This window comes from Maridesulfovibrio sp. (genome assembly GCF_963676065.1).
Classification (GTDB): domain Bacteria; phylum Desulfobacterota; class Desulfovibrionia; order Desulfovibrionales; family Desulfovibrionaceae; genus Maridesulfovibrio.
The window spans coordinates 3606747-3631370 of record NZ_OY780933.1 but is presented as its reverse complement, the minus strand read 5'-3'; the positions used below and the strand labels follow the sequence as shown (position 1 = coordinate 3631370).

Here is a 24624-nt window from a genome sequence, read left to right as displayed (position 1 = left end):
TAAATTTACAGGATCGCTAAACACATTGGTTATTTATTAATTGAGATAACTGAAAAATACAATCGACTTTGGAGTAATATACGTGGATAAAATCGCAGTAATCGGTGGTGGATTGGCCGGGTGTGAATGTGCAATGCAGCTTGCGAAAGCCGAAGTTCCGGTAGTTCTTTTTGAAATGAAGCCTGAGAAATATTCTGAGGCCCACCATCTGTCCGGTCTGGCTGAACTTGTTTGTTCCAATTCCCTGCGTTCCGGTGAACTGAATACCGCCATCGGAGTGCTCAAAAAGGAAATGGAAGCGCTTGATTCAGTGCTGATGAAGGCGGCTATGCAGGCCCGTGTCCCTGCCGGTTCCGCCCTTGCCGTTGACCGCGAGGTCTTTTCCGGCCTTGTTACCGAAGAAATCGAGAAGAATGAATTCATCACCGTGGTTCGCAGGGAGATTACGTCCCTTGATGACCCTGAGCTCGAAGATTTTTCAAAGATCGTTGTCTGCGCCGGGCCTCTTGCATCCGAAGGGCTTACTGAGAGCCTCATCTCCAGAATCGGTGAACAGCGTTTATATTTTTACGATGCAATCGCGCCTATAGTCAGCCGTGATTCCGTGAACATGGATGTCGCCTTTTACGGTTCACGCTACAAACCTGAGGATGATGATTACCTGAATTGCCCAATGACCGAGGAGCAGTACAATTGTTTCATCAAAGAACTCAAAGAAGGCGAGCGGGTGGTTCCCCGTGAATTTGAGAAGGAAATCCATTTTGAAGGCTGTCTGCCTATTGAAGAAATGGCTGACCGCGGCGATATGACACTTGCTTTCGGTCCGCTTAAGCCTGTTGGGCTTATTGATCCGCGCACTGAAGAGCAGGCTTACGCCGTTGTTCAGCTGCGTGCCGAAAACAAGGAAAAGACCGCGTTCAACCTCGTAGGATTTCAGACTAAACTTAAGTACCCGGAACAGAAACGTATTTTCCGTATGATTCCGGGTCTTGAAGATGTGGAATTTCTGCGCATGGGCTCCATTCATCGAAATACTTATGTAAATGCCCCCGAAGTTCTGGACAAAAAACTGGCGTTAAAAGCTGACCCTCGTATTCATCTTGCCGGACAGATTACCGGTGTGGAAGGTTATCTCGAATCAGCGGCCTGCGGCCTCTGGGTAGGTCTTATGCTTGCCGAACAGATCAAGGGGAAAGAATTACCCGCACCGCCGCCGGAAACATCCATGGGTGCATTACTCGGACATCTGCGTGAAAAGAAAAAGAATTTTCAGCCATCCAACGTACAGTTCGGATTAATGCCTGCCTTGAAAAAACGCGCACCGAAACGGGTTCGCAAAGAATTGTATGGCAAAAGAGCAATGGAAATATTTGAAGCCTGGTATCAGGAAAATATAAAATAAAAGCTTAGGCTATCTGTTTTTACCTGACGGTCTCCCATTACCTGTAGTGAAGCTTATTAAAAGTTTTTGAAGGGGTGGGGTCTGGGGAAGTGAAATTTTTGCAAAAGTTTCCCTTCCCCGGCCGCCGGAGGCATATATGACTCAAAAACATCCTTTTGAAATTAAACCGAACCGGACATTGCTGACTCTGGCGATTCCGGTTCTTTTCTCTATGGTCGCCGAACCTGTTACCGGACTTGTGGACACTGCCTTTGTCGCCAAACTAGGCCCGGAAGCTCTTTCTTCACTGGGTATCGGAACGATGGTTTTCTCGTCCGTATTCTGGATTTTCGGTTTTCTGGGAATCGGTACCCAGACCGAAGTCGCTCATGCTTTAGGCAAGGGCGATATAGAACGGGCATCATCACTCGGCTGGATGGCGGCGGGTATTTCAGCTGCGGTAGGTTTTGCTCTGATTCTTTTCGTTTATCCTTTTTTGAGCAATATAGCGTCATTAATGGGCGGCGAAAACAGTGTTCGGGATCTGGCTGTAGATTACATGCGCTATCGGCTGCTGGGCGCTCCGGCTGTGTTGGTGGTTCTGGCCTGTTTCGGATCTTTGCGCGGATATCAGGATATGAGTTCCCCGCTTTGGATTGCCGTGGGCATGAACCTCATCAATGTTGTGCTCGACTGGTGTCTTGTTTTCGGTACGGGACCTTTCCCGGAGATGGGCGTAGGAGGAGCAGCGCTGGCTAGTGCTGTCAGCCAGTGGATAGGCGCAGTCTGGGCGGTGTTGGTAGTTCGCAAACATTATGGCTTCAATACCGGGTTCAGAATTGCGGATGCCCGCAGGCTGTTTGTTATCGGCGGAGATATGTTTGTGCGTACCGGGTGCGTCTGTTTATTTCTGCTGCTTTGTACCCGCTTTGCGACCAAGGCCGGAGCTGAATCCGGCGCAGCGCATCAGGCTATCCGCCAATTTTATGTTTTTCTGGCTCTTTTTCTGGATGCGTTCGCTATCAGCGGCCAATCACTGGTTGGCTATTTTGTTGGTCGTGCGGAACGTTTAACGGCTCGGAAGGTTGCCGCACTCGTCTGCAAATGGAGTTTCGGTACCGGGATTTTGCTGACCATCATAATGTATATTGGAAAGCAGCCCGTTGAATGGCTGCTGGTACCGGAGGAAGCTGCCTCTGTTTTTGCTCCCGCATGGTTGGCGGTCACTTTTTTACAGCCCATAAATTCGCTTTCCTTTGCCACAGACGGAATTCATCTCGGAACCGGTGATTTTCGCTATTTGCGTAACGCCATGCTCGCGGCTGTTCTTATAAGTTCCGGTGTTCTTGTTGTCGTTGATTGGCTTCAACCACAGCATATGCTCTTCTGGATCTGGATAGTGGCCGGATTGTGGACCAGTTTACGGGCTCTGTTCGGCATGATCCGTATCTGGCCGGGGATCGGGAATGGGCCGCTAGCTTTAAACTGATATTGACAATATGAGTTAACAATCATATCAAGCCCTTGCCTGAGGCGCTCTCGCGAGCTTAATAGGGAACCCCGTGAAAGTCGGGGACGGACCCGCCGCCGTGAGTCCTGAGTTGCTTAACCCCGTTAGACCGGACCTTGTCCGGTTATGCGTGCCACTGAATTTATTTTCGGGAAGGCCGGGTAAAGTGGGACGAGTCGGAAGACCTGCCCAGGTGCAAATCAATGTTTATTCTGACGGATAACGGGGCTTTTATCTATCAGAAACAGTTGCGCATGTACGTACCTGCGTGCTTTCCTATTCCCAAAGCCCCCCAAATTTAAGGAGACTGCTATGCAGTACCGTTTTGGGGACAAATCCAAGTTCATCCCCGCATTTCTTCTGGTTTGTTTTCTTCTGATTCCTTCACTAGCTCTGGCCGGTCACGGTGAAGCTAAACCTGTTAAAAAAGGTATACTGCTCGCTGCTTTCGGTTCCAGTATGCCGCAGGCCCATGCTTCTTTTGACGCCATCGACAAGGCTGTTAAAAAGGCTTTTCCCGGTGTTCCTGTCCGTTGGGCCTATTCATCCGCTATTATCAGGGGGATTCTGGCAAAAGAAGGCCGTAATATCGATTCCCCGGCTATGGCTATGACCAAAATGATGGAAGAAGGTTTCACCCATGTTGCCGTGCAGTCCCTGCATACAATTCCCGGTGAAGAGTTCTGCGGAATTTCCGAAACAGTGAAAGCTTTTGAAGGAATGCCCAAAGGCATAAGCAAAGTCACTGTAGGTAAGCCCCTGCTTTACTCCAATGAAGACATGCAGCGCACAGTGAAAGCAATAATCGCCAATATTCCCAAGGATCGTAAGGCCAAGGATGCTGTAGTGCTCATGGGACACGGCACCCCGCATGCCGCGAACATCTACTACCCCGCTTCTCAGGATTATTTCTCAAAAGTTGATCCTATGATATTTGTAGGTACGGTTGAAGGTACTCCTACCCTTGATGATGTAAAAAAACTGCTCAAGAAAAGTAAAGCCAAAAAAGTCTACCTCATGCCTTACATGTCCGTTGCCGGTGACCATGCCCGTAACGATATGGCCGGAGATGAAGATGATTCATGGAAATCAGAGCTGACCAAGCAGGGCTACAAATGTGTTCCCGTATTGAAAGGGTCCGCTGAATTCCCTCAGGTTGTGGACATCTGGGTTGACCACCTTAAAGTTGCTTTCAAACATCTTGGTGATCATTAGACCCGGTGACCTTTGTCTCGGTTAATTATTAATTAAAACAGGTGGTAATTATGGAATTTTCAGGCAATAGGAGGACACAGGCTGTAATAATCCTTGCTGTGCTTGTGCCTGTTTCCATTTTTGCCGCCTGTCTTTTCGGGGCTTACAATGCCGAACCTGCGCAGGTTCTGGCGGTTTTTAACTCTGCCCTTGGAATCGGAGCCGTGAAGGTCGAAAAGGCTCTGTCTTTTATCATCATAGATCTGCGGCTGAGCCGGGTCTGCCTGTCATTTCTGGTGGGCATGTCGCTTGCTGTGGCCGGGACTGTTTATCAGGGAATTCTGCGTAACCCGTTGGCCGATCCGTTTACTCTAGGAGTGAGTAGCGGCGCTGCTTTCGGAGCCAGTCTGGCTATCTTTTCCGGTTCCACCATACTAGGTGCGCAGCTCTGGAGCAGGTTCGGGAATATGTTCCTGCCGCTTGCCGCCCTTGGCGGAGCGATGGCAGCTCTCGGTGCGGTGCTCATGCTGGGCCGTATAGGCGGAAGATTGCGTCGTGAAACCATGGTTCTGGCCGGCATTGTAGTGGCTACTTTTCTGTCTGCTTTGATTTCACTGCTCAAGTCCCTTGATGAGGATTCCGTAACTTCCATAGTCTTTTGGATTATGGGCAGTTTTCAAGGTCGTGGATGGAGTCATGTTCAGCTTTTTCTGCCGTATTTTGTCGCGGGGATGATTCCGCTGGTTTATTATTCCCGGGAGCTTGATATTCTTTCGCTGGGGGAGACTCAGGCGCGTCATCTGGGCATGGATGTTTCCAGAGTTCGTATGGCCTTGCTTGTCGGGTCCGGTCTTTTGACCGGAGCGGCGGTGGCTGTGTCCGGGATTATCGGCTTCGTAGGGCTGATTGTTCCTCATCTGGTGCGTATGTTTCAAGGCGCGGAGCACAGGCCGCTGCTCGTTTCATCATCCCTGCTGGGTGGGTTGCTGCTGGTTTGGTCCGATGTCATCGCCCGCTCGCTGCTTACCGGCGGAGAGGAGCTGCCCGTGGGGGTTGTGACCGCTCTGCTGGGTGGACCGTTTTTCTGTATTGTTCTGCGTTCCGGTTTTAAGGGAGGCAGCTCATGATCAGTATTACGAATCTGCGGGCAGGATATGCAGGGCGTGAAGTTCTGCACGGGCTGAACATTGATTTCACCGGCGGTTCAATGACTGCGGTCCTCGGACCTAACGGCAGCGGCAAGACAACTCTCGTATCGTCAATTTCAGGTGTCCTTAAACCTTTGGACGGCTGTGTTGAAATTGAAGGCAGGCTTGTTGATTCGTATCATCCCCGAGAATTGGCCGGTTTAATGGCCGTTCTGCCGCAACGGGTTGACCCGGTTTTCGGGTTGACCGTTAAATCAATGGTGATGATGGGACGCTATGCCCATGGTTCCGGTTTTTTCGGTTACGACGCGGAGGATGAAAAAATCTGCGCTGAGGCTATCAAACAGGTCGGAATCAGTCATTTGGCTCAGCGGTCGGTGGTCGAGCTTTCCGGCGGTGAATTCCAGCGGGTTCTCATGGCCCGCACGGTTGCCCAGCAGGCCCGAATAATGGTTTTGGATGAGGCTTCTTCCGGGGTTGATGTTGCCGGTAAGATTGAACTTTTCGATCTTCTGAAAAAAATGAACCGGGAAGGGGCGGCCGTAATCTGCGTGATCCATGACCTGAATCTTGCGGCGCTTTATTTTGAACGGCTGGTTTTCCTGTCCAGGGGAAATGTGGTTTTGGACGGTTCGCCTGAGGAAGTAATCACAGAGGAGAATATTTCAAATGTATATGAAACGTCCGTTGCGGTTGTTCGGCATCCAAAGCTCCGTGTTCCGCAGGTTCTTTTTTCTCCTGCTGCTGATTAGCTTCGCGGGTAGCGTGCAAGCCGCGGTTTCCGTAACCGATGATTTTGGAAACGCGGTCGTTCTGCCGAGTCCGGCGAAACGCATTGTGGCTCTTTACGGTTCGTTCAATGAAATTTTATACGCCATGGAGCTGGGGGACCGTCTAGTTGGGCGCACCGCTGCGGACCATTATCCGGCACAAATTGCAGACTTACCGTCCATCGGCACCCATATGCGGCCTAATCCTGAGCTTATCGTCGCTCTGAAGCCGGATCTTGTATTGCAGATGGCCGGGCGTTCACAGGCGGCAACGGCCCTTGAACCGCTCAAGGAAAGGGGCATCGCCTGTGCGATGTTTAAAGTATCTTCTTTTGAGGAGATGTTTTCCATGGTGCGCAGACTGGGAGTTTTAACCGGAACACCGCAAGCAGGCGCAAAGCTTGTGGATTCAATGAAATCGCGGCTGAGCATAGTTGCCGGGAAGTACGCTGAAGGTTCCGGGAAAAAATCGGTTTTTTTTGAAATACGTTATCCCAACCTGCTGGCTGCAGGGCAGGGATCGATAGTTGATGATATTATCCACCGCGCCGGGGGTATTAATTGTGTGCGTAACAGTAAGAAGATAGTTCGTATGGGCGAGGAAGAACTGATGCGGCTCAACCCGCAAAACTATGTTTATCAGACCGGGCGCATGAATCCTTCGCCGGTAAGCCCGGATGGGCGCTCCCATTTCAAGCTGATTGATGCTGTTCGCAATAAAAGAATTTTGAAGGTGGACGAGTCGGTATTTTCCCGGCCCGGTCCCAGAAATGTGGAAGCCGTAGAGATTCTGGCGGATTTCCTGTTTAATAACAAAGAGAAGTAAATGAGCAATTCTGGAAAAATATATGGAATCGGGGTCGGCCCCGGTGATTCTGATCTGCTGACCGTACGTGCAGTACGTACGCTTGAAAAAGCTGATGTGGTTTTTGCCGCGTCTTCCACCAAGAATGAATATTCGCATTCGCTTGAAATCGCTTCTGAATTTATACGTGATAACTGCGAAGTGGTTAAGCTTGGTTATCCCATGACCCGTGATAAGAGCGTTCTTAAAGAGGCTTGGGAAGAAAACTGTCGCATAGCGGTTAAGCATCTGGAGGGCGGTAAAAATGCTGCGTTCCTGACCCTTGGTGATCCGCTGATTTATTCTACTTTCGGGTACATGATGCAGACTATGAGACGTATCTACCCTGAAGTTGAATTCGAGGTTATCCCCGGTATTACATCCTATCAGGCTGCGGCTGCAAGATCGCAGCAGGTGCTCGTGGAATCCGGTCAGAACCTGCTGCTTACATCCGGGGTTGCCGATCCAGAGAAGTTTGCGGATTCCTTGGAGAGCGTGGACAATGCCGTCATTCTCAAAGCTTATCGCAACTTTCCTGAACTGCGCGATACAGTTAATAAAATGGATAAGATGGATGTAAAATTCTATACCCGCCTCGGCCTTGAAGGGGAGGCAATTTACCCGGACATCAATGAGGTCCCGGATAAAACAACTTATCTTTCACTTATGTTGCTGACTGCCAGAAAGTAGACGGAAATTTTTTGCAGCTAATTTAAAAGGGCCGTGAATCCAGCTGGATTCACGGCCTTAATTTTAGCTTTTTATGATTGGTGTTCCTGTCTCATGCAGGTCTTTTTGCAGCAATTCGCGCATGCGTTTGCTTATAGGTCCGGGGCGGACATCATGAATAGGCTTTTTATTAAAGCGGACAACCCCAACAGCGTCGATGGACGTGCCGCAGAGGATGACTTCTTTTGCCAGCAGGATGTCATCTTCGGAGATGGCCCTGAAATCCACTTCAATCTCATCTTCAATAAGCTGGATGGCGCGGGCAATGGTGGTTCCGGCCAGAGAGTTGGTGAATTTAGGGGTGTATAGCTTTCCGTCCTGACTGACTATGCAGACATTTTCCGTGGCTCCCTCAGCGAGGAAATTAAGGCTGTCGAAGCAGAAAGGCACATCGAAACCTTCTTCCTTGGCATTGATTTTCATCAGCACGTTGGGCAGGTAGTCGATGGATTTGATTGTTGCCAGATATGGTTGTTTGGCTGGAACTTTGCTTCTGAAAGCGGTTACACCTTTTTCAAACCATGCATCGGGTCTGGGCTCGTGTTTGTACACTACGATATAGAGTGACGGGACCGGGCATTCATAAGGATCAATGCCGAACCCTCCGGGACCGCGTCCCAGCAGCACTCGTACCAGACCGGATTCAACACCTGAAGCACCAGCCACTTCCAGAATGATATTGCTCAGTTCGTCCCATGAGCAGGGCGGTTCCAGATTGATTGTCCGGGCGGAACGCTTCATGCGGCGCATGTGCGGTTCAAGCTGGTACAGTTTACCGTCCACGAATTTCATGGTTTCAAACACACCGTCACCGCGATGGACAAGGTGGTCATCCCACGGCATGAGCATGAGTTTGGGATCGGTGCAGACCAATCCTATGCGGTGCTCATAAAATGCACAGACTTTTTCAGTTCCCGCACGCATGGCCGAAAGCATGGCATCAATATATTCATTACTGTCTACTTTTTTAATCAATTCCGGACTCCGTAAATTTATCTATACCCGTTAGGGGAGCATAACCGCCATAAGCTTCGGGAATCCCACTTCCGCAAAGCCCGGATACATTATCGCCAAAGGGCGTGATTTCGCAAGTAGGGAATGCATAATAAAAAGCGGTGAAGTCGAGATACAACTTCACCGCTTCTGCTTTTTACGGAACTTATATAAAGTTTCGTGCTGGTCTTATTTTACACGGACCAGATCACGGGCAATCAGGGTCTCGGCGATCTGTACTGTGTTGAGTGCTGCGCCCTTACGGATATTATCGGAAACGATCCACAGATTAAGGCCGTTCTCGATGGTTTCATCTTCACGGATACGTCCTACGTAAACATCATCTTCGCCCGCGCAGTCGATAGCCATAGGATAGAGATTCTTTTCAGGAAAATCCATTACGGTTATACTGGGGAAATTGGAAAGCAGGTTGCGGCATTCCTCAACTGTTACTTTCTTTTCAGTTTCGATGTTAACTGATTCGGAGTGGCTGTAGAAAACAGGCACACGGACAGTGGTGGCTGTCAGTTTGATGGAGTCGTCACCCATGATTTTCTTGGTTTCGTTGACCATCTTCATTTCTTCTTTAGTGTAACCATTATCCATGAAAACATCGATGTGCGGCAGACAGTTGAAGGCTATCTGGTGCGGGTATGCACTGGGGATAACGTCTTTACCATTAAAAAGTCTGCTGACCTGAGTTTCCAGTTCGGTGATGGCTTTCTGTCCTGTTCCGGAAACAGCCTGATAAGTGGAAACTACAATGCGTTTGATCTTCGCGGCATCGTGGATGGGTTTCAGCGCAACAACCATCTGGATTGTGGAACAGTTGGGGTTGGCGATGATGCCGGGATGCCAGTCAAGATCTTCCGGGTTGACTTCAGGAACAACGAGGGGAACTTTGGGGTCCATTCTCCATGCACTGGAGTTATCGACCACAACGCAACCTGCTTTGGCTGCAAGGGGAGCGAATTTTTCGGAGGTACTGCCGCCTGCGGAGAAAAGAGCAATATCGAAACCTTCAAAGGAATCTTCTTTCAGCTCGATAACGGTCAGCTCTTCACCTTTGTAAGGAACTTTGGTTCCGGCGGAACGTGCGGAAGAAAAAGGTACAACTTCGGATGCGGGGAAGTCGCGCTGCTCAAGAACTTTGAGCATTTCACGTCCAACCGCGCCTGTGGCTCCTACAACAGCAACTCTGGGATTTTTGGTACTCATAGCTAAACCTCCGTATTCTTAACCCGGACCATCGGCAGTCCGGTTTGTATGTTATTCACACTCGGCAATAATATGGATTGCCTATACAATAGCCGTATTAAAATTTGAGAGCCTGACCTATTTCAAGGCATGCCTTGGCTCTATTCAAGGTATAGAGATGAACTCCCGGTGCACCTCCGTCAAGCAGTTCCTGAGCCTGTCTGGTAGCAAACTCAATGCCCAGTTTGTAAACTGCGTCATCGCCGCCTTCTTTGTGTGCTTTTTCAAGAGCGCTGAGAAATTTTCCGGGAATGGCCGCTCCGCACAGGGAAAGAATGAATTTCGCGGATTTGAGGCTCATGATGGGCAGTACTCCGGGTACTACAGGAACGTCAATTCCCATGCCTTTAAGCCTGTCACAGAAATCAAAATAAACCCGGTTATCAAAAAAGAGCTGGGTGATGATGAACTCTCCACCCTGGGCGATTTTGTACTTCATCCATTTGAAATCTTCTTTGATAGAAGGAGATTCCAGATGTGCTTCCGGGTATCCTGCCACGGCAACTCCCACGCCGGGATGCTCACGTTTTACGTAAGTAACGAGGTCGGAACCATGCTTGAAAGTCTGGGTGTTGAAATCAAAATCCTTGTCGTCCGCCGGGGCATCGCCACGCAGGGCAAGGATGTTCTCAACACCCGCTTCCTGAAGAGCGGATACAAATTTACTGATGTTTTCAGGGCTGGCACCAACGCAGGTTAGGTGTGCGAGAGGCTCAATCGCCGCATCCTGCTTCATTCTTTTGACAATTTCAAGTGAATTGTCTTGAGTTCCGCCACCTGCGCCGTAAGTAACAGAGGCAAATAGGGGATTCAGTACTTTGAGCTTGTTCACTACTTCAAAGAATTTAGGCCACGATTCACGGTCCTTGGGGGGAAAGAATTCCAGCGAGATGAACTGTTCGTTTTTATTTATTAAATCGATAATCTTCATGGTGTCTCCTGTGTGCCTCCGGCGGGTCTGCCGACAGCCTCTCCGAGGGCCAGTGAAAATTTTTGTAAAAAAATTCTCTGGACTCATCAAAAACTTTTAGTAGGGCTTTGCCACTGTTGAGTAGCAGACTGTGTGAGGTTTTCATTTATTACGGAGAACGCTTTCACGTTCTTTCAGCATTTCAAGGATTTCGTAATTGACGGGCAGGAATTTAACATCGCGCATGGCGGTCAGGTCAAACCATTCAAAACGTTGATTTTCCAGTGAAGCAACTTGACCGGTAAATTCCCAGATGTCGAAAAAATTTAAGTGTACTGTATATTCGGGGTACTCTACAGTTTTTTCTATCCAGAAGTCAAAGCTTGTAGCGGTTATACCCAGTTCTTCCTGCAATTCGCGGATAAGGGCATCGGCCAGAGACTCATCCTTTTCGACTTTGCCGCCGGGAAACTCCCACCATCCGGCGTAATCCTTGCCGGCAGGGCGTTCAGCGGAAAGAAAAAGCCCGTCTTTCCAGATGACTCCGGCTACAACTTCGATTGGATTTTTTTTGGCCATTATCGTGCAGAGTTAACAAACTAAATAGTTTAGATTGTTAAAATTTTTTGAAAAATTGATTACAGGGAAGCACCTTAGTTATCTTCCAAAAGTTGCTTTTTGCGTTCTTCCAGTTCGGCAATTTCTTCTTCGAGAACGGCCATCTTTTCCATCAGTTCGTCGGCCCATGAGCAGGTTTCAGTGTAGCGTGAATTCAGTTCCACCGCTGCGGCGCCGTCGTTATACAGTTCGGGATCGTTGAGCTGTTCTTCCATGACCGCCTGATCTTCAAGAGTCTTTTCGAGATCTTTTTCGAGTTTTTCGTACTCTGCGGTCTTGGGCTTTAATTCTTTATAAAGAGTGTTGCGGATTTCTGCCTGTTTCCGCTTATCTTCCTTGCTGAGCTTGCGCTTGGCAGGTTTGTAGCTCTCGTCTGCTTCGCTTTTTTCCGAACGCTCAGCTGGAGCCGCGAGCGTTTCCTTACGATGTTTATCGTATTCATTAAATGAGAAGAAAGTTTCAATGCCGGAGTCGGTCAAAGCCCAGATTTCATCTGCAACTTCACCTAGCAGGTAGCGGTCATGCGCAACAAAGAAAAGAGTTCCGTCATAATCTTTTAAAGCTCTGATCAACCCTTCGCGGCTTTCTAAGTCCAGATGGTTGGTAGGTTCGTCAAGAATGAGCAGGTTGGCCCGCGAAAGGAATAGTGAAGCGAGAATCAACCTGTTCTTCTCTCCACCGGAAAGAGCGGAAACTCTACGTTCGAAGTATCCTTCGCCAAGCAGGAATAGTCCCAGAACACTTTTCAGCTGTTCTTCGGTTGTATCAGGGTCGCACAGGCGGCGTATTTCTGAAAGAGCAGTTGCTTCTTCGCGCAGGATCTCGCTTTGGTGCTGGCTGAAATAGGCCATGGATGTGTTCTGTCCAATCTTGGCAAAGCCCGAATTCGCTTCCAGCTTACCCATAATTACCTTGAGCAGGGTTGATTTACCGGCTCCGTTGGGTGCGGCCAGAGCTACTTTTTTTCCCCTGAATAGTTGAAAGTTGAGCAGGGGCCATATGGATGGCGGTTTACCGTCATAGGAAAATTCGAGATCAACCACGCTGATGGCTGCTTTATCCCCACGGGAGGTTGGCGGCAGACGGAAGCTTAAAGTCCGGCCGGAACGGTTGAGATCCGCCTCTCCCTGAATCTTATTCAGCTCCTTGGACATCTTCTCAACTTTTTTGATCTTCGACTGAGCCTGCGCTGCCTTACGGGCTTTGACCCGGAAGCGGTTGATGTATGAGTTTTCTGCTTCAATACGTGCGGAAAGCTTGGCGGCTTCGCGGCTCCGCTGTTCTGCGTTTTCGGCCTGCCATTTCAGAAATTCGGTGAAATTGCCGCGTCGCACCGTAGGGCGTCCGGACCCGAGAAAGAGGACATGCGTGCCTACTTTATCAAGAAAAATACGGTCATGCGCTACATAAACCACGGCGCCGCGAAATGAGAGCAGGTAACTTTCCAGCCATTCCACAGCTTCAAGGTCAAGGTGGTTGGTCGGTTCGTCAAGGAGCAGCAGGTCCGCACCCTGAAGGAGGACGCGTCCCAGTTTAGCGCGTTCACGCCAGCCGCCGGAAAGTTCCTTGATTTTGCTGAGCATAGCGTGTTCGGAAAACCCCAGTCCGGTCAGGATGGTGCGGGCTTTGTGTTCGGGATTATAACCGAACTGGTGTTCGAGTTCAGCCTGTTTTTCGGAAAGCCTTTCCATAAGAGCCTGATCGTTCTTCTGGCCGGCTTCTTCCCATTGCGCCCAAAGATTATTCCATGAAGGCAACGCGGAGAGTACCCAGCTGAGCAGGGTGTTTTCGAGTATTTCACCGGTCAGTTCCTGAGCCACATAACCGAGTCGCGCACCCTTGGAAATGGAAAGCGTTCCTGCATCCGGTTTTATCTTTCCTGCAATGAGTTTAAGCAGGGTGGATTTACCACAACCGTTCGGTCCGGCTACGGCAAGACGCATTCCGGCGTTCACTTCAAATGAAAGATCGCTGAAAAGATCTTCCCCGTTATAAGATTTTTCTAGTGATGAAATAGTTATTCTGGGCATCGTTTCTCCGGGCGGGGCTGTCACCCTATCATAAAGGCAGAAATTTAAAGAAATGTCTTATATAAATACACAAAACGTATAAAAAAACGTTTGGTGGTCATGGACTGAGTAAGCGAAACAAATTATATGGATAGGGCTCAGAAAGCAAGTGAAATCAGTTGATAGTCAACGCCTCGTATACGATATTGTTTATTTATATTTCTTTAAAATTTTATCGACAGTCCCTTTGCGGCGAAGAATAGACATACCCTTGGAGAACTGCGAAAAAACACTATGGGCTTGCGGGTTGAGATTGGAGACCATCAGTTTGAGGGGAACTTCATACATAGGTGTTTTGGTGTGTCTGATTTCGTCTTTTTTAACTGAAAAATTTTTCTTCAATTCTTTTTCCGCAACCAGACTATTAATAGGAAATAATTGAAGCCGGTTCATTAATAGCATTCTCAGTGCGGCGGTGTTGTCCTTTACAGCGGTTGCAGGTACATTGTTTTTTTTGAAAAATTCTTGATGAACAAATCCGTTTAGTGTTCCAATTCTATATTTTCGCAGTGATTTATAGTCGGTAAAGTCAAAATCTTTCATGTGACGTTTTGAATAATACAGGTATGTACGTTCAGTTAATATGGGCTTTGAAAATAAAGCAAACTTTTCACGTTCTGCTGTTTGAACATACGGAAATGCAACGACATCCATGCCGCGTTGGATCATTTTTTCACATCTGGCCCAAGGATAAAACGTCAATGTGGTTTCTATTCCAACAGCATCGAAGGCAGCCCGTACTATTTCCGTGGTTATTCCCGGCTTTTCAGGGTCTGAACTTGAATATGGCTCCCAGTTCCCTGTTATGAGTTTTAGGGAAGACGCGGGGCTGATTTCCGGGTTCAGCAGGAAGAATATTGTGAATAGTAAAGAGATACAAAAACGCATGACTTTCCTTTTCGGTTTAATATAATTAGATGTCATTTTTTAGTGTTTATGTCGATATTGTGGAGAAACAACTAAGTTGGAACAGTATGTTTTTTTGATTGCTGGCTTTTATATTATCTTATCTATGGCTTTGAGTATAGTTATTGTAGGAGTGGTGTTTGACTGATGAGTACATGGTATGTCTATCTGCTGCGGTGCAGCGATAATTCTTTATATTGCGGAGTAACCACTGATCCTGAGCGTCGGCTGAAAGAGCATAATTCCGGGACCGGAGCGAAGTATACCCGCTGTCGTCTTCCCGCCGCTATGGAAGTCTATGAAGCCTTTGCGGACAAGCGTGCTGCCTATCGCGCTGAATATGCTGTTAAGCAGAAACGGGCGGAGCAGAAAGTGGCATTTCTTAAGGACTTGGCCGCTCAGGACGAAGCTTCAACTTCATCCTGAAGTGCGGTTTTGGGGTGCTTATAGATAATCTTCCGGTTTTCTGCACATCTCATCGAAAATTTTGAAGAAATCTCCGAAATGTTTGCCATCCATCAGGCCGTGAAGAGCTTCCGCCGTTACGGGCATAAATTTTCTGCCGGATTCGTTTTCTGTGATATGTCCGAAAAGAATTCTAGGTACTGAATCCACATTGCAATCGCCCCATGGATTGCTGGCGGAAGTGAAAGATATCCCGTTTACCACGCTGAAATAGAACAGGTTCGGTTGTTCTCCACCCGCAGGGGTGAGCGAAGGATTTTCGTCCGCAGATTGACGGGCGCTATCGATATTTGCCGAGGTCTCTTTAAAGTCGCGCCCTAACCTGCACAGGCAGTTGGCATGCAGGTTTCTTCCTTTTGGAATATAGGTGAAAGCAGGGTGGATCACATCATAAATGGCGGGTTTACCATCGACGATGCGGGTACGCAGTTCTGGTATTTTATTTCCCGCAAGGGTAGCCAGATAATAGAGCATATCCGAGAAACGCAGCTTGTCTGATGTCGTATTTTGATTCTTACGGTAGGCAAGCAGTTCAGTTACATCCTGCTGCACGGTGAAGCCGTATTGACTGTTGCGCATGGACTGGAAGAAATTAAAATGTTCGGCCCGTTCCCATTTTTCCATGTCCAGAAATGTTATTTTGCTTTCAGTTGTTATATTTTTATCTTTCATATTAGGCTCTTATATATAAAAATTAAGATTTTGTTTCAAAGTGTCTGGGGCAGCTATAACCAAAGAACGGGTGGGCTGCAAACTGTTCAACGCGGATTCAAAAAAATCCCGTTCAGGCATTGTCACAGCAGGCTGTAATGACATACATAATTAATATGTCAAAAAGATCTTATACTGTTGAGCCTGTGATGGATCAGGATCGTGTTGCTGATGTACGTATCCACATTGAGGGCAAGAAATGGCATCTCTGGGGGCGCAAAGGAGCCGAGCGGGAACGCGGTCTTGCACAATCCACAACGACAGGAAGGCTACCGGTTCTAATCGGTGCGGGCCTTGGTGTTTGCCTCGATGAATTGCTGAAATCAGGGCCGGTTGCGGTGTTGGATAATGACCCGTTGATAGCGGAAGTTTCCGGTGCCGATAGATTTCGTAATCATCCGCAGGTAACTTGGCTGAGTGGCGAACCGGCGCGTGTTCTGGAGCAGGTACGTGATTGGCGTGCAGCTAATGGCAATGTTCCCCTTGAGCTGGTGAAGATTCCTTTATATCTACGGCTGGATCGTGAATGGTATACCTCCCTTGCAAATACAATTGCGGATGAAAAAGATTCCGCGCCCGTAAATTTCTGGGACGAGATGGCATATCCCAAATTCCGTAATGCAAAGCCCAGAGTACTTTTTTTCCACCGTCCATATTTTTTGACCGCTGAAATAACCTCAGCCCTTGAAAGATTGGGTATAGAATTCCGCAGTGTTGATATTGGTATGGGCGATACTGTACGTGAGGGATTCGTTGAAGATCTGCTGCGAACCGTAGCCGAATTCAAACCAGATTTCGCTCTCACAGTGAATCATTTCGGTGTTGACCGGGAAGGTAAACTGACCGATCTGCTGCTTAAAATGAAGCTCCCTCTGGCTTCATGGTTTGTAGATAATCCGCATCTCATCCTTTATCGCTACACTGATGTCTTACCGGATTTAACCGCCATATTTACTTATGATGCCGGCAATCTTGAGATCATGCGCGGCAAGGGGTTTGATAATATTTTCTACCTCCCTCTGGCAACGGATGTGAATCGTTTTAAGCCCGGTTTCACAGGGCCGGCTGAATGGCAGGCGGATGTCTCATTTCTTGGCGATTCTATGGTTCATGCTGTTGATAAATACTTGAAGCTCAGTGAGTTGGATGAGGACTTACAGAAAAGGGTTCCGAATTTGGCTGAAGAATTCGGTAATCGGGCTGAACTTTCCGTAGAGGAATTTTTACGTAATCTTCATCCTGAACTGCTTAAAAGGATGGAAGATTTTTCTACAGATGAGCATAAGCTTTCTTTTGAAGCCTTGATCACATGGGTATCAACCCGGAGTTATCGCCTTTCCTGTGTGCGGGAATTGCTGCCGTTTCGCCCGCTTATAGTAGGAGATGAAGGCTGGCATGAACTTTTAGGGAAAGGAGACTGGCGTTACCTGCCGTCCCTCGATTATTATAAGGACCTGCCCGCTTTTTATCCTATGTCCAGAGTTGCTTTCAATTGTACCAGCAGACAGATGAAAGGTGCGGTGAATCAGCGGGTTTTTGATGTCCCGGCTTGCGGAGGCTTCGTCCTGACCGATTATCGTGAACAAATGGAAGCTCTCTTTGAACCTGACAGCGAAATTGTTTTTTATAAAAGCAGGTCGGAAATCGGTCCGAAGTTGAAAAGATGGTTAACGGATGATGCGGGACGGGAGAAAATAACTGCTGCCGCCCGTAAACGGATAATGGCTGAGCACACTTATGAGCACAGGCTCACTGTTTTGCTGGAAAAAATGCGTCAAACATTCGGATAAGGGGTAAATTATGTCAGGTAAATTCTGGGGGTTTGTGGATACAGCTTCTCGCTACAGGCTTCTTGTGTCCGGTCACGGCAAACCTCATCTGATGGAGACCGCCAATCTTATTATCAATAGCGCGGATAACAGCCGGGAGAAAAGCACACTAATTGATCTTGGCGTGGATATGTTCCTCGCCGCATGGGAATCCAGCCCTCTGGACGGGCAGCTCGCATCCAATCTTTTGGCTATTAATAAGCAGCTTAAGTTTTTGCCTGCACCATTAGTGGAAACCATGTCTTTAATTGCCGCAAACAGTATTGTTCCTGAAAATCTGAATTATCTGCAGCGTCTTTTAGCCAAGGACGATAAAGATAAGCTGCTTGGTTATCTTGCGGCGCAGACTGAGCGGGAACCGGAAAACCTTTTCTGGTTGTCACACCTGCTTGATCTGGCCTTTTTTTTGGGGCGGCATGAGGTTGCGAGTGCTGCTTTAGCGCGGGATTGGCCTTCATCTATGAATATGGTGCTGAATAAATATTCCGGTGATATAGCTTTTTGCTCCGGTGATTATGAGCAGGCTGAAGCCATTTATTCCGATACTTCTGAAGGTGCGTTGATCTTAGGGGAAAACCTGCTGCGGCTGGCTGAAAGTGTCGACAGGATGGGCAGGCGGGAAGAAGCTTTGATTCTCTGGCGGGATCGCATGACGGCTCGTCCATGGCAGGTAAATACATGGTTCAAAGTCCATGACCGGTTGCTCGGTGTTGACGGCTCCAATAAACTGGACGGTCAGGTTGCCGTTTGTCTGTACACATTCAACAAAGCGGATGATTTTAATGAGACCATGACTTCACTGGCGGAGTCCCCTTTAGATAACGTCCATATTTTTGCTCTTGATAACGGTAGTTCCGACCATACTTCCGAAGTTATGACCAGTTGGAAAGAAAAGCTAGGGGAAAGGTTCAGCCGCATAGACCTTCCGGTTAATGTGGGAGCTCCTGCGGCGCGTAACTGGTTGAAAAATATGCATGAAATTAAGCTCTATGATTATGTTGCCTATCTCGATGACGATGCGTCTGTTCCGCCTGACTGGCAGAATCATTTCAGCGCAGCAGTTGAATCCTATCCTGATGCGGGGGTCTGGGGATGCAAGGTCGTCAACGAAGATCAGCAGGAAGTTATTCAACATGCCGACCTGCATCTGCGTGAGACTCCGGCGGAATTTGAGGATAGGGTCCGTAATTTTGAGTTTGCTTATCTTGATCCTTATAATCAGGATCTGGATTACGGGCAGTTTGATTACTGCCGCCCATGTGTTTCGGTTACCGGATGTTTTCATCTTTTCAGGCAGGAGGTGCTGGGGCAGAGTGGTGATTTTGATTTGCGTTATTCACCCACGCAATTCGATGATCTGGATCATGATTTGATGCTTGCTGATATTGGCAAAACCGCTGTCTATCAAGGAAAATTGAAAGTTTTGCATAAGCGTCAGTCCGGTTCAGTTACGACGGTAAGCCGTGCAGCCAGAGGAAGCGGTGCAGGAAATGTCCTAAAGCTGGAATCAAAGTATGAAGCACGGAATGTTTCTGAAATTATTGAGAGGGACATTGGTCGGCTTGAAGATGATTTCACGGAGAAATCGCTAAAAGTAGGCAATGTAATGAAGAGTCTGTAGTAATTTGTACAAGTGTTGTTGTATCTAACATTGTCTGATAGTCTTTTTGAAAAATTATACAAGGAGTTGGATATGAAGAAAATCTTTATCGCTGCTTTATTGTGCGCAGGACTTCTGGTCTTTGCCGGATGCGGAGCTGATCATCACACAATTACCATGACAGACGGGTCCACGGCGGTAAGTGCGGGTGCTCCCCAATTCAATAAGGACTCCAACACATATACTTACGAAAATCTTGATGGACAGCAGACTATAATCAAGCGCGAAGACGTACGGCAGATAGAAGAAAATAACGATTAGTCTTTTTCGGGTAAATATTGGACAAGCCGGATGTTGCACCCGGCTTGTCCATAAAATTAGGCTTCCTCAATTTGCATTTTGGTCATGAAATCATCAAGATCCGTTGCAAGTGAGGCCAGTTCTCTTACAGCCTCGGAAACCAGATTCATTGAATCCGTCGTTTGAGTTGCTATACTGTTTACATCTTCAATCGCACTTGTGACTTCTTCACTGGCTGCGGACTGTTCTTCAGCCGCGGTAGCTATTCCTGCGACCTGACCAGCTGTCGTCCGTGAGAATTCTAATATTTGCTTAAGAGCCGCATCAGCTTTGGTGCATAATTCTGTGGCTTGTTGGATGCTTAGCAGGGTATCTTCTGTTGCCGCGGTACTTTTTTTGGAACTGCCCTGAATGGCATCAATGTAATTTTCGACTTCTTTGGTGGCAAGCATTGTTTTTTCGGCCAGTTTTCTGATTTCGTCAGCCACAACGGAAAAACCGCGTCCGGCTTCACCTGCCCGGGCAGCTTCGATAGCGGCGTTGAGAGCCAGCAGGTTCGTCTGGTCTGCAATGTCCGAAATGACCTGCATGATCGTGTTTATGCCGTTACTGTGAGTTTCTAGTGTGCCCATTTCTTGCTTGAGGTGGCTGGCCTTCATATTTACTTCATCCATAACTCCGATGACATTTTCTACAAGCCCGGAGCCGTTATTTGCGGTCTCCTGAGTCTGAAGGGCCATGCTAGCTGCATCACTGGAGTTTCTGGAAACTTCAAGGATGGAGGCATTCATCTGCTCCATAGAAGTAGCAACCTCTTCGGTTCTGGCTCGTTGCTCATGGATTCCGCGGCTTGAATTTTGAACTTCGGAGCTGATTTCCTCGGATGTATTGGCTAGTTGCTCGGAAACCTTGCTCGCATCTGCTACGCCCTTTGATATTTTTGAGTTTTGCGCAGTGATGAAGTCCTCTTTCAGTTTGATGTTAGTGAAGTCCATGATGGTTGTGAATCCGCCAAGAAGGTTTCCCCTGAAATCGAAGATAGGTGAAGAAGCAACCGAAATATATTTTGTTGTTCCTTTGCGGCCGTCAACCTGGCCTTTGACAAAGAGTTGCTTTTTCTCCTGCATGCATTTTTCGGAAACGGTTTCCTGCTTTGAGCCATAAAAAAAGATGGAAAAGTCCTGCCCGATAAAATCTTCGGTCTTACCGTCTTCTTCGATCAGTCTTATAATGCTTTCATTCAGCCAGCGGATATTCCCGTCCGGGCCCACCACAACCATGGGAGTCATGATGTTTTCAAGCATTGATTCGCTCATGCCGACTGTTTCGTTTAGCGTGTTGTTTAGGCCTTCTATTTCAAAGGCAAGATTTCCCAGTTCTGCTATGTAATTGTGATGGGGTATGGGGCTGTAGTCTCTGTTTGAGAGTCTTTGTATTTCAGTTGTGAGTGTTTTTATGGGAAGAATTAGGTGACGTTGTATGATTATACCAAAGCTCAGCATTAACGTAATCGAAATAACTATGATAATCATTACGATTTGGCTTTGAGCAAATAATAAGCCAGTGCAGAGTAGAAAAATAATTGCCGCAATACTTGCAAAAAGACGTCCGGTCATATCCTCTCCCCTTAGTCAAAGTTTATGCTAAACATGTTAGCATATTCAGTGCCATGTGTTTGCTGTGAACCGTTAATAAGATACCGAACTTTATTTGTGTTATTTTAAAGGTTTAAAATGAGTCGAAATGCTACATTCTTGTTACATCTGTTTTGCATACTAATTATTGTCTATTTATTTTAGCATGATATGTTGTGTCATAAAGATACAACATTGAGAAAGAAGCCTTTAAGCCTCATTCTCAATGTTGTATTTATATATTATCTATTCCATTGTGCTAGATAATTTATCAAAATAGGGGCGAACTACTTCCACATCTTCAGCCGGTGCGTTCATCATGTCTTTGGCTGTCTTCATGGCTGAAAGCATTTGTTCTTTCATCATTTTTTTCTGTTCCGGGGGCAGGTTGGGATCTGCCTCCAACTGGTTCAGTACTGCTTCCATTTCTTTCATGCTGACATTTCCTTCTTCTTCCATAGCTATGCTTGCAAAAGCTTTTACGACTCGCCCGGCCATTTCCGGCCATGTTTTTTCTGTAAAGCCGTTTTCCTCAATTACTTTTGCTGCTTGAGGTGTATAATTATAGAGCATTGCGAATTCTTTGTTCAGTATTTCAGGATCAAAGCTTTCTGTATCCATTTCACCGGATTGCTCTATTTCCTCTTCCATCTGATCCATGAGGGGATCAAGTTGCTCAAGTGTTTTAACTACCCTTTCTACTTGATCTCCTGTCAAAGGAGCAGCGGCATTGGCTGTGAATACACAAAGGCAACTCAGTATTAATAGCGCAAGTGTTTTTTTAAGCATTTTTACTCCAGAAAAAATGGTGATAATTACAGAGGAATATAAATTAAATATTATGGAAATAGTAGCAAAAAATGAAAGGTCCCCATTTCTTTTGAAACGGGGACCTTCCTAGGCTTAAGGATATGGTGGCAGTAATTGATGTTTATTTGATGAAGAGCATTTCGGAGTAGCTGGGCAGGCACCAGAGGTCGTCTGCGACGATGTCTTCGAGCTGATCAGCGTACTTGCGAACTTCGAGCATTGCGGGAAGAGCAGAGCTGCAGAGGTATTTAGCTTCTCCCAAAACATCATCCTCTGGTTTTGCTTCCATTACTTTGTCAAGTTCGATGGTAGCAGTCTGCATTCCGCGAAGCTTTGCAGTCAGGTCTTCAAGAGTACCGGTGGTGAATTCTACGTTGATTGCTTTCATAGCAGCGCAGGTTTCAGCCAGCTCTTTCTGGTAGCGAACAGCGCCGGGAAGAATGTGAGTCTTGGCGAGTTTGGATACCAGTGCAGCTTCGGTAACAATAGCCTGGCTGTACTGTTCAAGGTAGATTTCAGTACGGCTTTCAAGTTCTTGTTCAGTGAATACACCGTATTTTGTGAACAGGGCCACTGATTCAGGAGAAGAGATCTCAGGAATTGCGTCAGTGGAGGTACGAAGGTTGGGAAGGCCGCGTTCTTCGACTGCTTCCTTGTGCCATTCTTCAGAGTAGCCGTCGCCGTTGAAAACAATCTGACCATGGTTATCCATGATGTCTTTGATCACTTTGTTTACAGCGTCGTTCAGTTTGGACTCGTCACCGCCCATGATCTTTTCCATTTCATCAGCGATGAAATCAAGAGATTCAGCGAGCATGGTGTTCAGGGCAACCTGAGGGCCGGCGATGGAGAGGTTGGAACCTACTGCACGGAACTCAAAACGGTTACCGGTGAATGCAAACGGGCTGGTGCGGTTACGGTCACCTGCATCTCTGGGAAGCGGAGGCAGAGTGTCTACGCCGGCTTTCAGGAAGCCAGTGGAAGTGGGGGTCGGGGAATTTCCTTCCTGAATCTTGTTAAGGATTTCGGAAAGCTGATCACCGAGGAAAATGGACATGATTGCCGGCGGAGCTTCGTTTGCACCAAGACGATGGTCGTTTGATGCACTGGCGACTACTGCGCGCAGGAGTTTGCTGTTTTTGTGTACAGCGCGGATTACAGCGGCGCAGAAGATGAGGAACTGAGCGTTTTCAGTGGGGTTTTCGCCTGGATCAAACAGGGAGCCGTGACCGTTGCAGCTGAGGGAGTAGTTAAGGTGTTTACCGGAACCGTTGATTCCTGCAAAAGGTTTTTCATGGAGCAGGCAGGCCATTCCATGTCTTTTGGCGACACTCTTGAGTGTGGTCATGACCATCTGGTTGTGGTCGGTGGCAATGTTGGCCTGTTCATAAACAGGAGCAATCTCAAACTGGCCGGGAGCAACTTCGTTGTGACGGGTTTTAACCGGTACACCAAGTTTGTAGAGTTCATGCTCAACGTCCATCATGAAAGAAAGCACACGACGGGGAACTGCGCCGAAGTAGTGGTCATCAAGTTCCTGTCCTTTTGCGGGCTTAGCACCGAAAAGGGTTCTGCCGGACATCATGAGGTCAGGACGGGCAAAGTAGAAGTTGCGATCAATAAGGAAGTATTCCTGTTCGGGGCCGGCGTTGGAAACTACGCGGTTACCGGAATCGTCGCCGAAAATTTTCAGGATACGCTGTGCTGATTTGTTGACGACCTGAGTTGCCTTGAGCAGAGGTGTCTTTTTATCGAGTGCTTCACCGGTCCAGGAAATGAATGCGGTGGGGATGCACAGGAAAGTTCCATTGGGGTTTTCAAGGATGTAGGCCGGGCTGGTTACGTCCCATGCTGTGTAGCCGCGTGCTTCAAATGTTGCGCGCAGACCACCGTTAGGAAAGCTGGAAGCATCGGGCTCACCCTGAATGAGAAGTTTACCTTCAAATTCGGCAATGCAGTTACCTTTACCGTCGGGAGAGATGAAGCTGTCGTGCTTTTCTGCTGTCAGGCCGGTCAGGGGGTAGAATACGTGTGTGTAGTGAGTTGCGCCTTTTTCCAGAGCCCATTCTTTCATTGCGTTTGCAACGGTATCGGCGATGGAAGGATCGATGGCAGCGCCTTCTTCAATAGTATTTTTCAGGGATTTATAGACCTTATTGGGAAGTCTTTCCTTCATTACGTTGTCGTTGAAGACGTTGCAGCCGAAGAGTTCGGTGGGTTTAGAATCGGCAAAGCTGAAGGACGCTTCGGGGGTAGAGTAATTGGTCACTGCAGTGATCGCACCCTGACGAGAGGTGTTTGAACTCATTTGAAAAAACTCCTTGAATAATTTTTATTGGTGATCTCCGCTCGGCGAAGAATTTGGGCTTTCATCAAATCTTATTCGATGTAAGCAGTAGGCATGCCAGAAATATTTTATTCATTATTTTTAATGTCTTGGCTCGGTAGAGGAGAGGCTGAGCAGCCTATTAACTTACAAAAATGTAGAATGCTCCAATCTGAAAACAAAAGTTTGTTACAAAAATGTAATTGGTATTTGTGAGTCTCTGGTTCTGCGTGATTTTGATAACAAAATTGTATATTGTCAAATAGCTTAGTGGGGTATTTAGTAGGAATCAGCTGCATTTCGTAAACAATGTGTTTGGGAAGGAAAGTACATTATGCGTTTTTTTTATTAACATACCTACATTAATATATATGTGTTGTCAGCTGCTAATTTGTAAAAATAGTATAGTGCGAATTTGAAACCGAAAGTTTATTTTGCCTTTTTAAATAAAGATATTTTCCGAGGACCGCGTAGCTTCCTGCCTCCCCTATTTGAAACAATTCTAAAATATATTCCCAATTGATCTAATTAAATTGATTGATTGGATTCTTGTCAGGTGCGGTTATGTGTTTATTTCAGGAAACTTCAAGCATGTATTTTTTGAATTTCCAGTGTTTTTT

The 24624-nt window shown here is 47.3% G+C and carries 21 protein-coding genes and 1 riboswitch; of the genes, 11 read left to right on the top strand and 10 right to left on the bottom strand.

All coding sequences use genetic code 11. The features are described from left to right. Window positions 1-82 precede the first annotated feature (82 nt). From trmFO to cobI, 7 genes are all read left to right on the top strand, one after another. Entirely contained in the window at window positions 83-1402 is a 1320-nt protein-coding gene (gene trmFO / locus ACKU35_RS16265) for a methylenetetrahydrofolate--tRNA-(uracil(54)-C(5))-methyltransferase (FADH(2)-oxidizing) TrmFO (RefSeq protein WP_319760854.1), read from the top strand. A gap of 136 nt (window positions 1403-1538) precedes the next feature. Then, a complete protein-coding gene (locus ACKU35_RS16260) occupies window positions 1539-2870 on the top strand; it encodes an MATE family efflux transporter (protein ID WP_319760853.1) in 1332 nt (443 codons plus the stop codon). Window positions 2871-2895: 25 nt separating this feature from the next. Then, a riboswitch (cobalamin riboswitch) is annotated at window positions 2896-3099 on the top strand. A 104-nt stretch (window positions 3100-3203) separates the two neighbouring features. Then, window positions 3204-4106: a sirohydrochlorin cobaltochelatase gene (locus ACKU35_RS16255; RefSeq protein WP_319760852.1), complete on the top strand. Its 903-nt coding sequence runs from the start codon at window positions 3204-3206 to the stop codon at window positions 4104-4106. A gap of 50 nt (window positions 4107-4156) precedes the next feature. Beyond that, window positions 4157-5212, top strand: a complete 1056-nt coding sequence (locus ACKU35_RS16250; protein WP_319760850.1) for an iron ABC transporter permease — start codon at window positions 4157-4159, stop codon at window positions 5210-5212. Continuing rightward, window positions 5209-5985, top strand: coding sequence for an ABC transporter ATP-binding protein (locus ACKU35_RS16245; protein ID WP_319760848.1), 777 nt, complete (start codon window positions 5209-5211; stop codon window positions 5983-5985). The genes ACKU35_RS16250 and ACKU35_RS16245 overlap by 4 nt, the downstream gene beginning before the upstream one ends. Next, complete coding sequence (locus tag ACKU35_RS16240) at window positions 5903-6829, top strand: ABC transporter substrate-binding protein (protein ID WP_319760846.1); 927 nt, start codon at window positions 5903-5905, stop codon at window positions 6827-6829. The genes ACKU35_RS16245 and ACKU35_RS16240 overlap by 83 nt, the downstream gene beginning before the upstream one ends. Beyond that, a complete protein-coding gene (gene cobI / locus ACKU35_RS16235; RefSeq protein WP_319760843.1) occupies window positions 6830-7537 on the top strand; it encodes a precorrin-2 C(20)-methyltransferase in 708 nt (235 codons plus the stop codon). 63 nt (window positions 7538-7600) lie between these two features. Here cobI and ACKU35_RS16230 read toward each other — a convergent pair whose 3' ends face one another. The 6 genes from ACKU35_RS16230 to ACKU35_RS16205 form a co-directional block, all read right to left on the bottom strand. Continuing rightward, window positions 7601-8551 (bottom strand): aminotransferase class IV, encoded by a 951-nt coding sequence (locus tag ACKU35_RS16230; protein WP_319760841.1) that lies wholly within the window; start codon window positions 8549-8551, stop codon window positions 7601-7603. A 207-nt stretch (window positions 8552-8758) separates the two neighbouring features. Next, window positions 8759-9787, bottom strand: coding sequence for an aspartate-semialdehyde dehydrogenase (locus tag ACKU35_RS16225; RefSeq protein WP_319760839.1), 1029 nt, complete (start codon window positions 9785-9787; stop codon window positions 8759-8761). Between the two features lie 97 nt (window positions 9788-9884). Next, window positions 9885-10757, bottom strand: coding sequence for a methylenetetrahydrofolate reductase (locus ACKU35_RS16220; protein ID WP_319760837.1), 873 nt, complete (start codon window positions 10755-10757; stop codon window positions 9885-9887). Window positions 10758-10898: 141 nt separating this feature from the next. Further along, the gene (locus ACKU35_RS16215; RefSeq protein WP_319760835.1) at window positions 10899-11315 is read right to left on the bottom strand and encodes an NUDIX domain-containing protein; all 417 of its coding nucleotides are present in this window, start codon (window positions 11313-11315) and stop codon (window positions 10899-10901) included. 74 nt (window positions 11316-11389) lie between these two features. Further along, a complete protein-coding gene (locus ACKU35_RS16210; protein WP_319760833.1) occupies window positions 11390-13384 on the bottom strand; it encodes an ABC-F family ATP-binding cassette domain-containing protein in 1995 nt (664 codons plus the stop codon). Window positions 13385-13573: 189 nt separating this feature from the next. Beyond that, on the bottom strand, window positions 13574-14311 hold the full coding sequence (locus tag ACKU35_RS16205; protein WP_319760831.1) for a transporter substrate-binding domain-containing protein: 738 nt from the start codon (window positions 14309-14311) through the stop codon (window positions 13574-13576). A gap of 165 nt (window positions 14312-14476) precedes the next feature. Between ACKU35_RS16205 and ACKU35_RS16200 the strand changes: the two genes are divergently transcribed. Beyond that, window positions 14477-14755 carry a GIY-YIG nuclease family protein gene (locus ACKU35_RS16200; RefSeq protein ID WP_319760828.1) on the top strand — a complete coding sequence of 93 codons (279 nt, stop codon included), beginning with the start codon at window positions 14477-14479 and terminating at the stop codon, window positions 14753-14755. A gap of 18 nt (window positions 14756-14773) precedes the next feature. On the opposite strand, the gene ACKU35_RS16195 is transcribed toward ACKU35_RS16200, so the two are convergent. Then, window positions 14774-15466, bottom strand: a complete 693-nt coding sequence (locus ACKU35_RS16195) for a CatA-like O-acetyltransferase (protein ID WP_319760826.1) — start codon at window positions 15464-15466, stop codon at window positions 14774-14776. A gap of 137 nt (window positions 15467-15603) precedes the next feature. Between ACKU35_RS16195 and ACKU35_RS16190 the strand changes: the two genes are divergently transcribed. The 3 genes from ACKU35_RS16190 (at window position 15604) to ACKU35_RS16180 (ending at window position 19255) form a co-directional block, all read left to right on the top strand. Further along, window positions 15604-17295: a glycosyltransferase gene (locus tag ACKU35_RS16190; protein ID WP_319760824.1), complete on the top strand. Its 1692-nt coding sequence runs from the start codon at window positions 15604-15606 to the stop codon at window positions 17293-17295. A gap of 10 nt (window positions 17296-17305) precedes the next feature. Then, window positions 17306-18955, top strand: coding sequence for a glycosyltransferase (locus tag ACKU35_RS16185; protein WP_319760822.1), 1650 nt, complete (start codon window positions 17306-17308; stop codon window positions 18953-18955). Window positions 18956-19027: 72 nt separating this feature from the next. Continuing rightward, a complete protein-coding gene (locus ACKU35_RS16180; protein WP_319760820.1) occupies window positions 19028-19255 on the top strand; it encodes a YgdI/YgdR family lipoprotein in 228 nt (75 codons plus the stop codon). 56 nt (window positions 19256-19311) lie between these two features. On the opposite strand, the gene ACKU35_RS16175 is transcribed toward ACKU35_RS16180, so the two are convergent. From ACKU35_RS16175 to ACKU35_RS16165, 3 genes are all read right to left on the bottom strand, one after another. Then, window positions 19312-20550: a methyl-accepting chemotaxis protein gene (locus ACKU35_RS16175; protein ID WP_319760819.1), complete on the bottom strand. Its 1239-nt coding sequence runs from the start codon at window positions 20548-20550 to the stop codon at window positions 19312-19314. Between the two features lie 564 nt (window positions 20551-21114). Beyond that, entirely contained in the window at window positions 21115-21657 is a 543-nt protein-coding gene (locus ACKU35_RS16170) for a hypothetical protein (protein WP_319760817.1), read from the bottom strand. Between the two features lie 142 nt (window positions 21658-21799). Then, window positions 21800-23986, bottom strand: coding sequence for a glutamine synthetase III (locus ACKU35_RS16165; protein WP_319760815.1), 2187 nt, complete (start codon window positions 23984-23986; stop codon window positions 21800-21802). Between the last annotated feature and the right edge of the window lie 638 nt (window positions 23987-24624).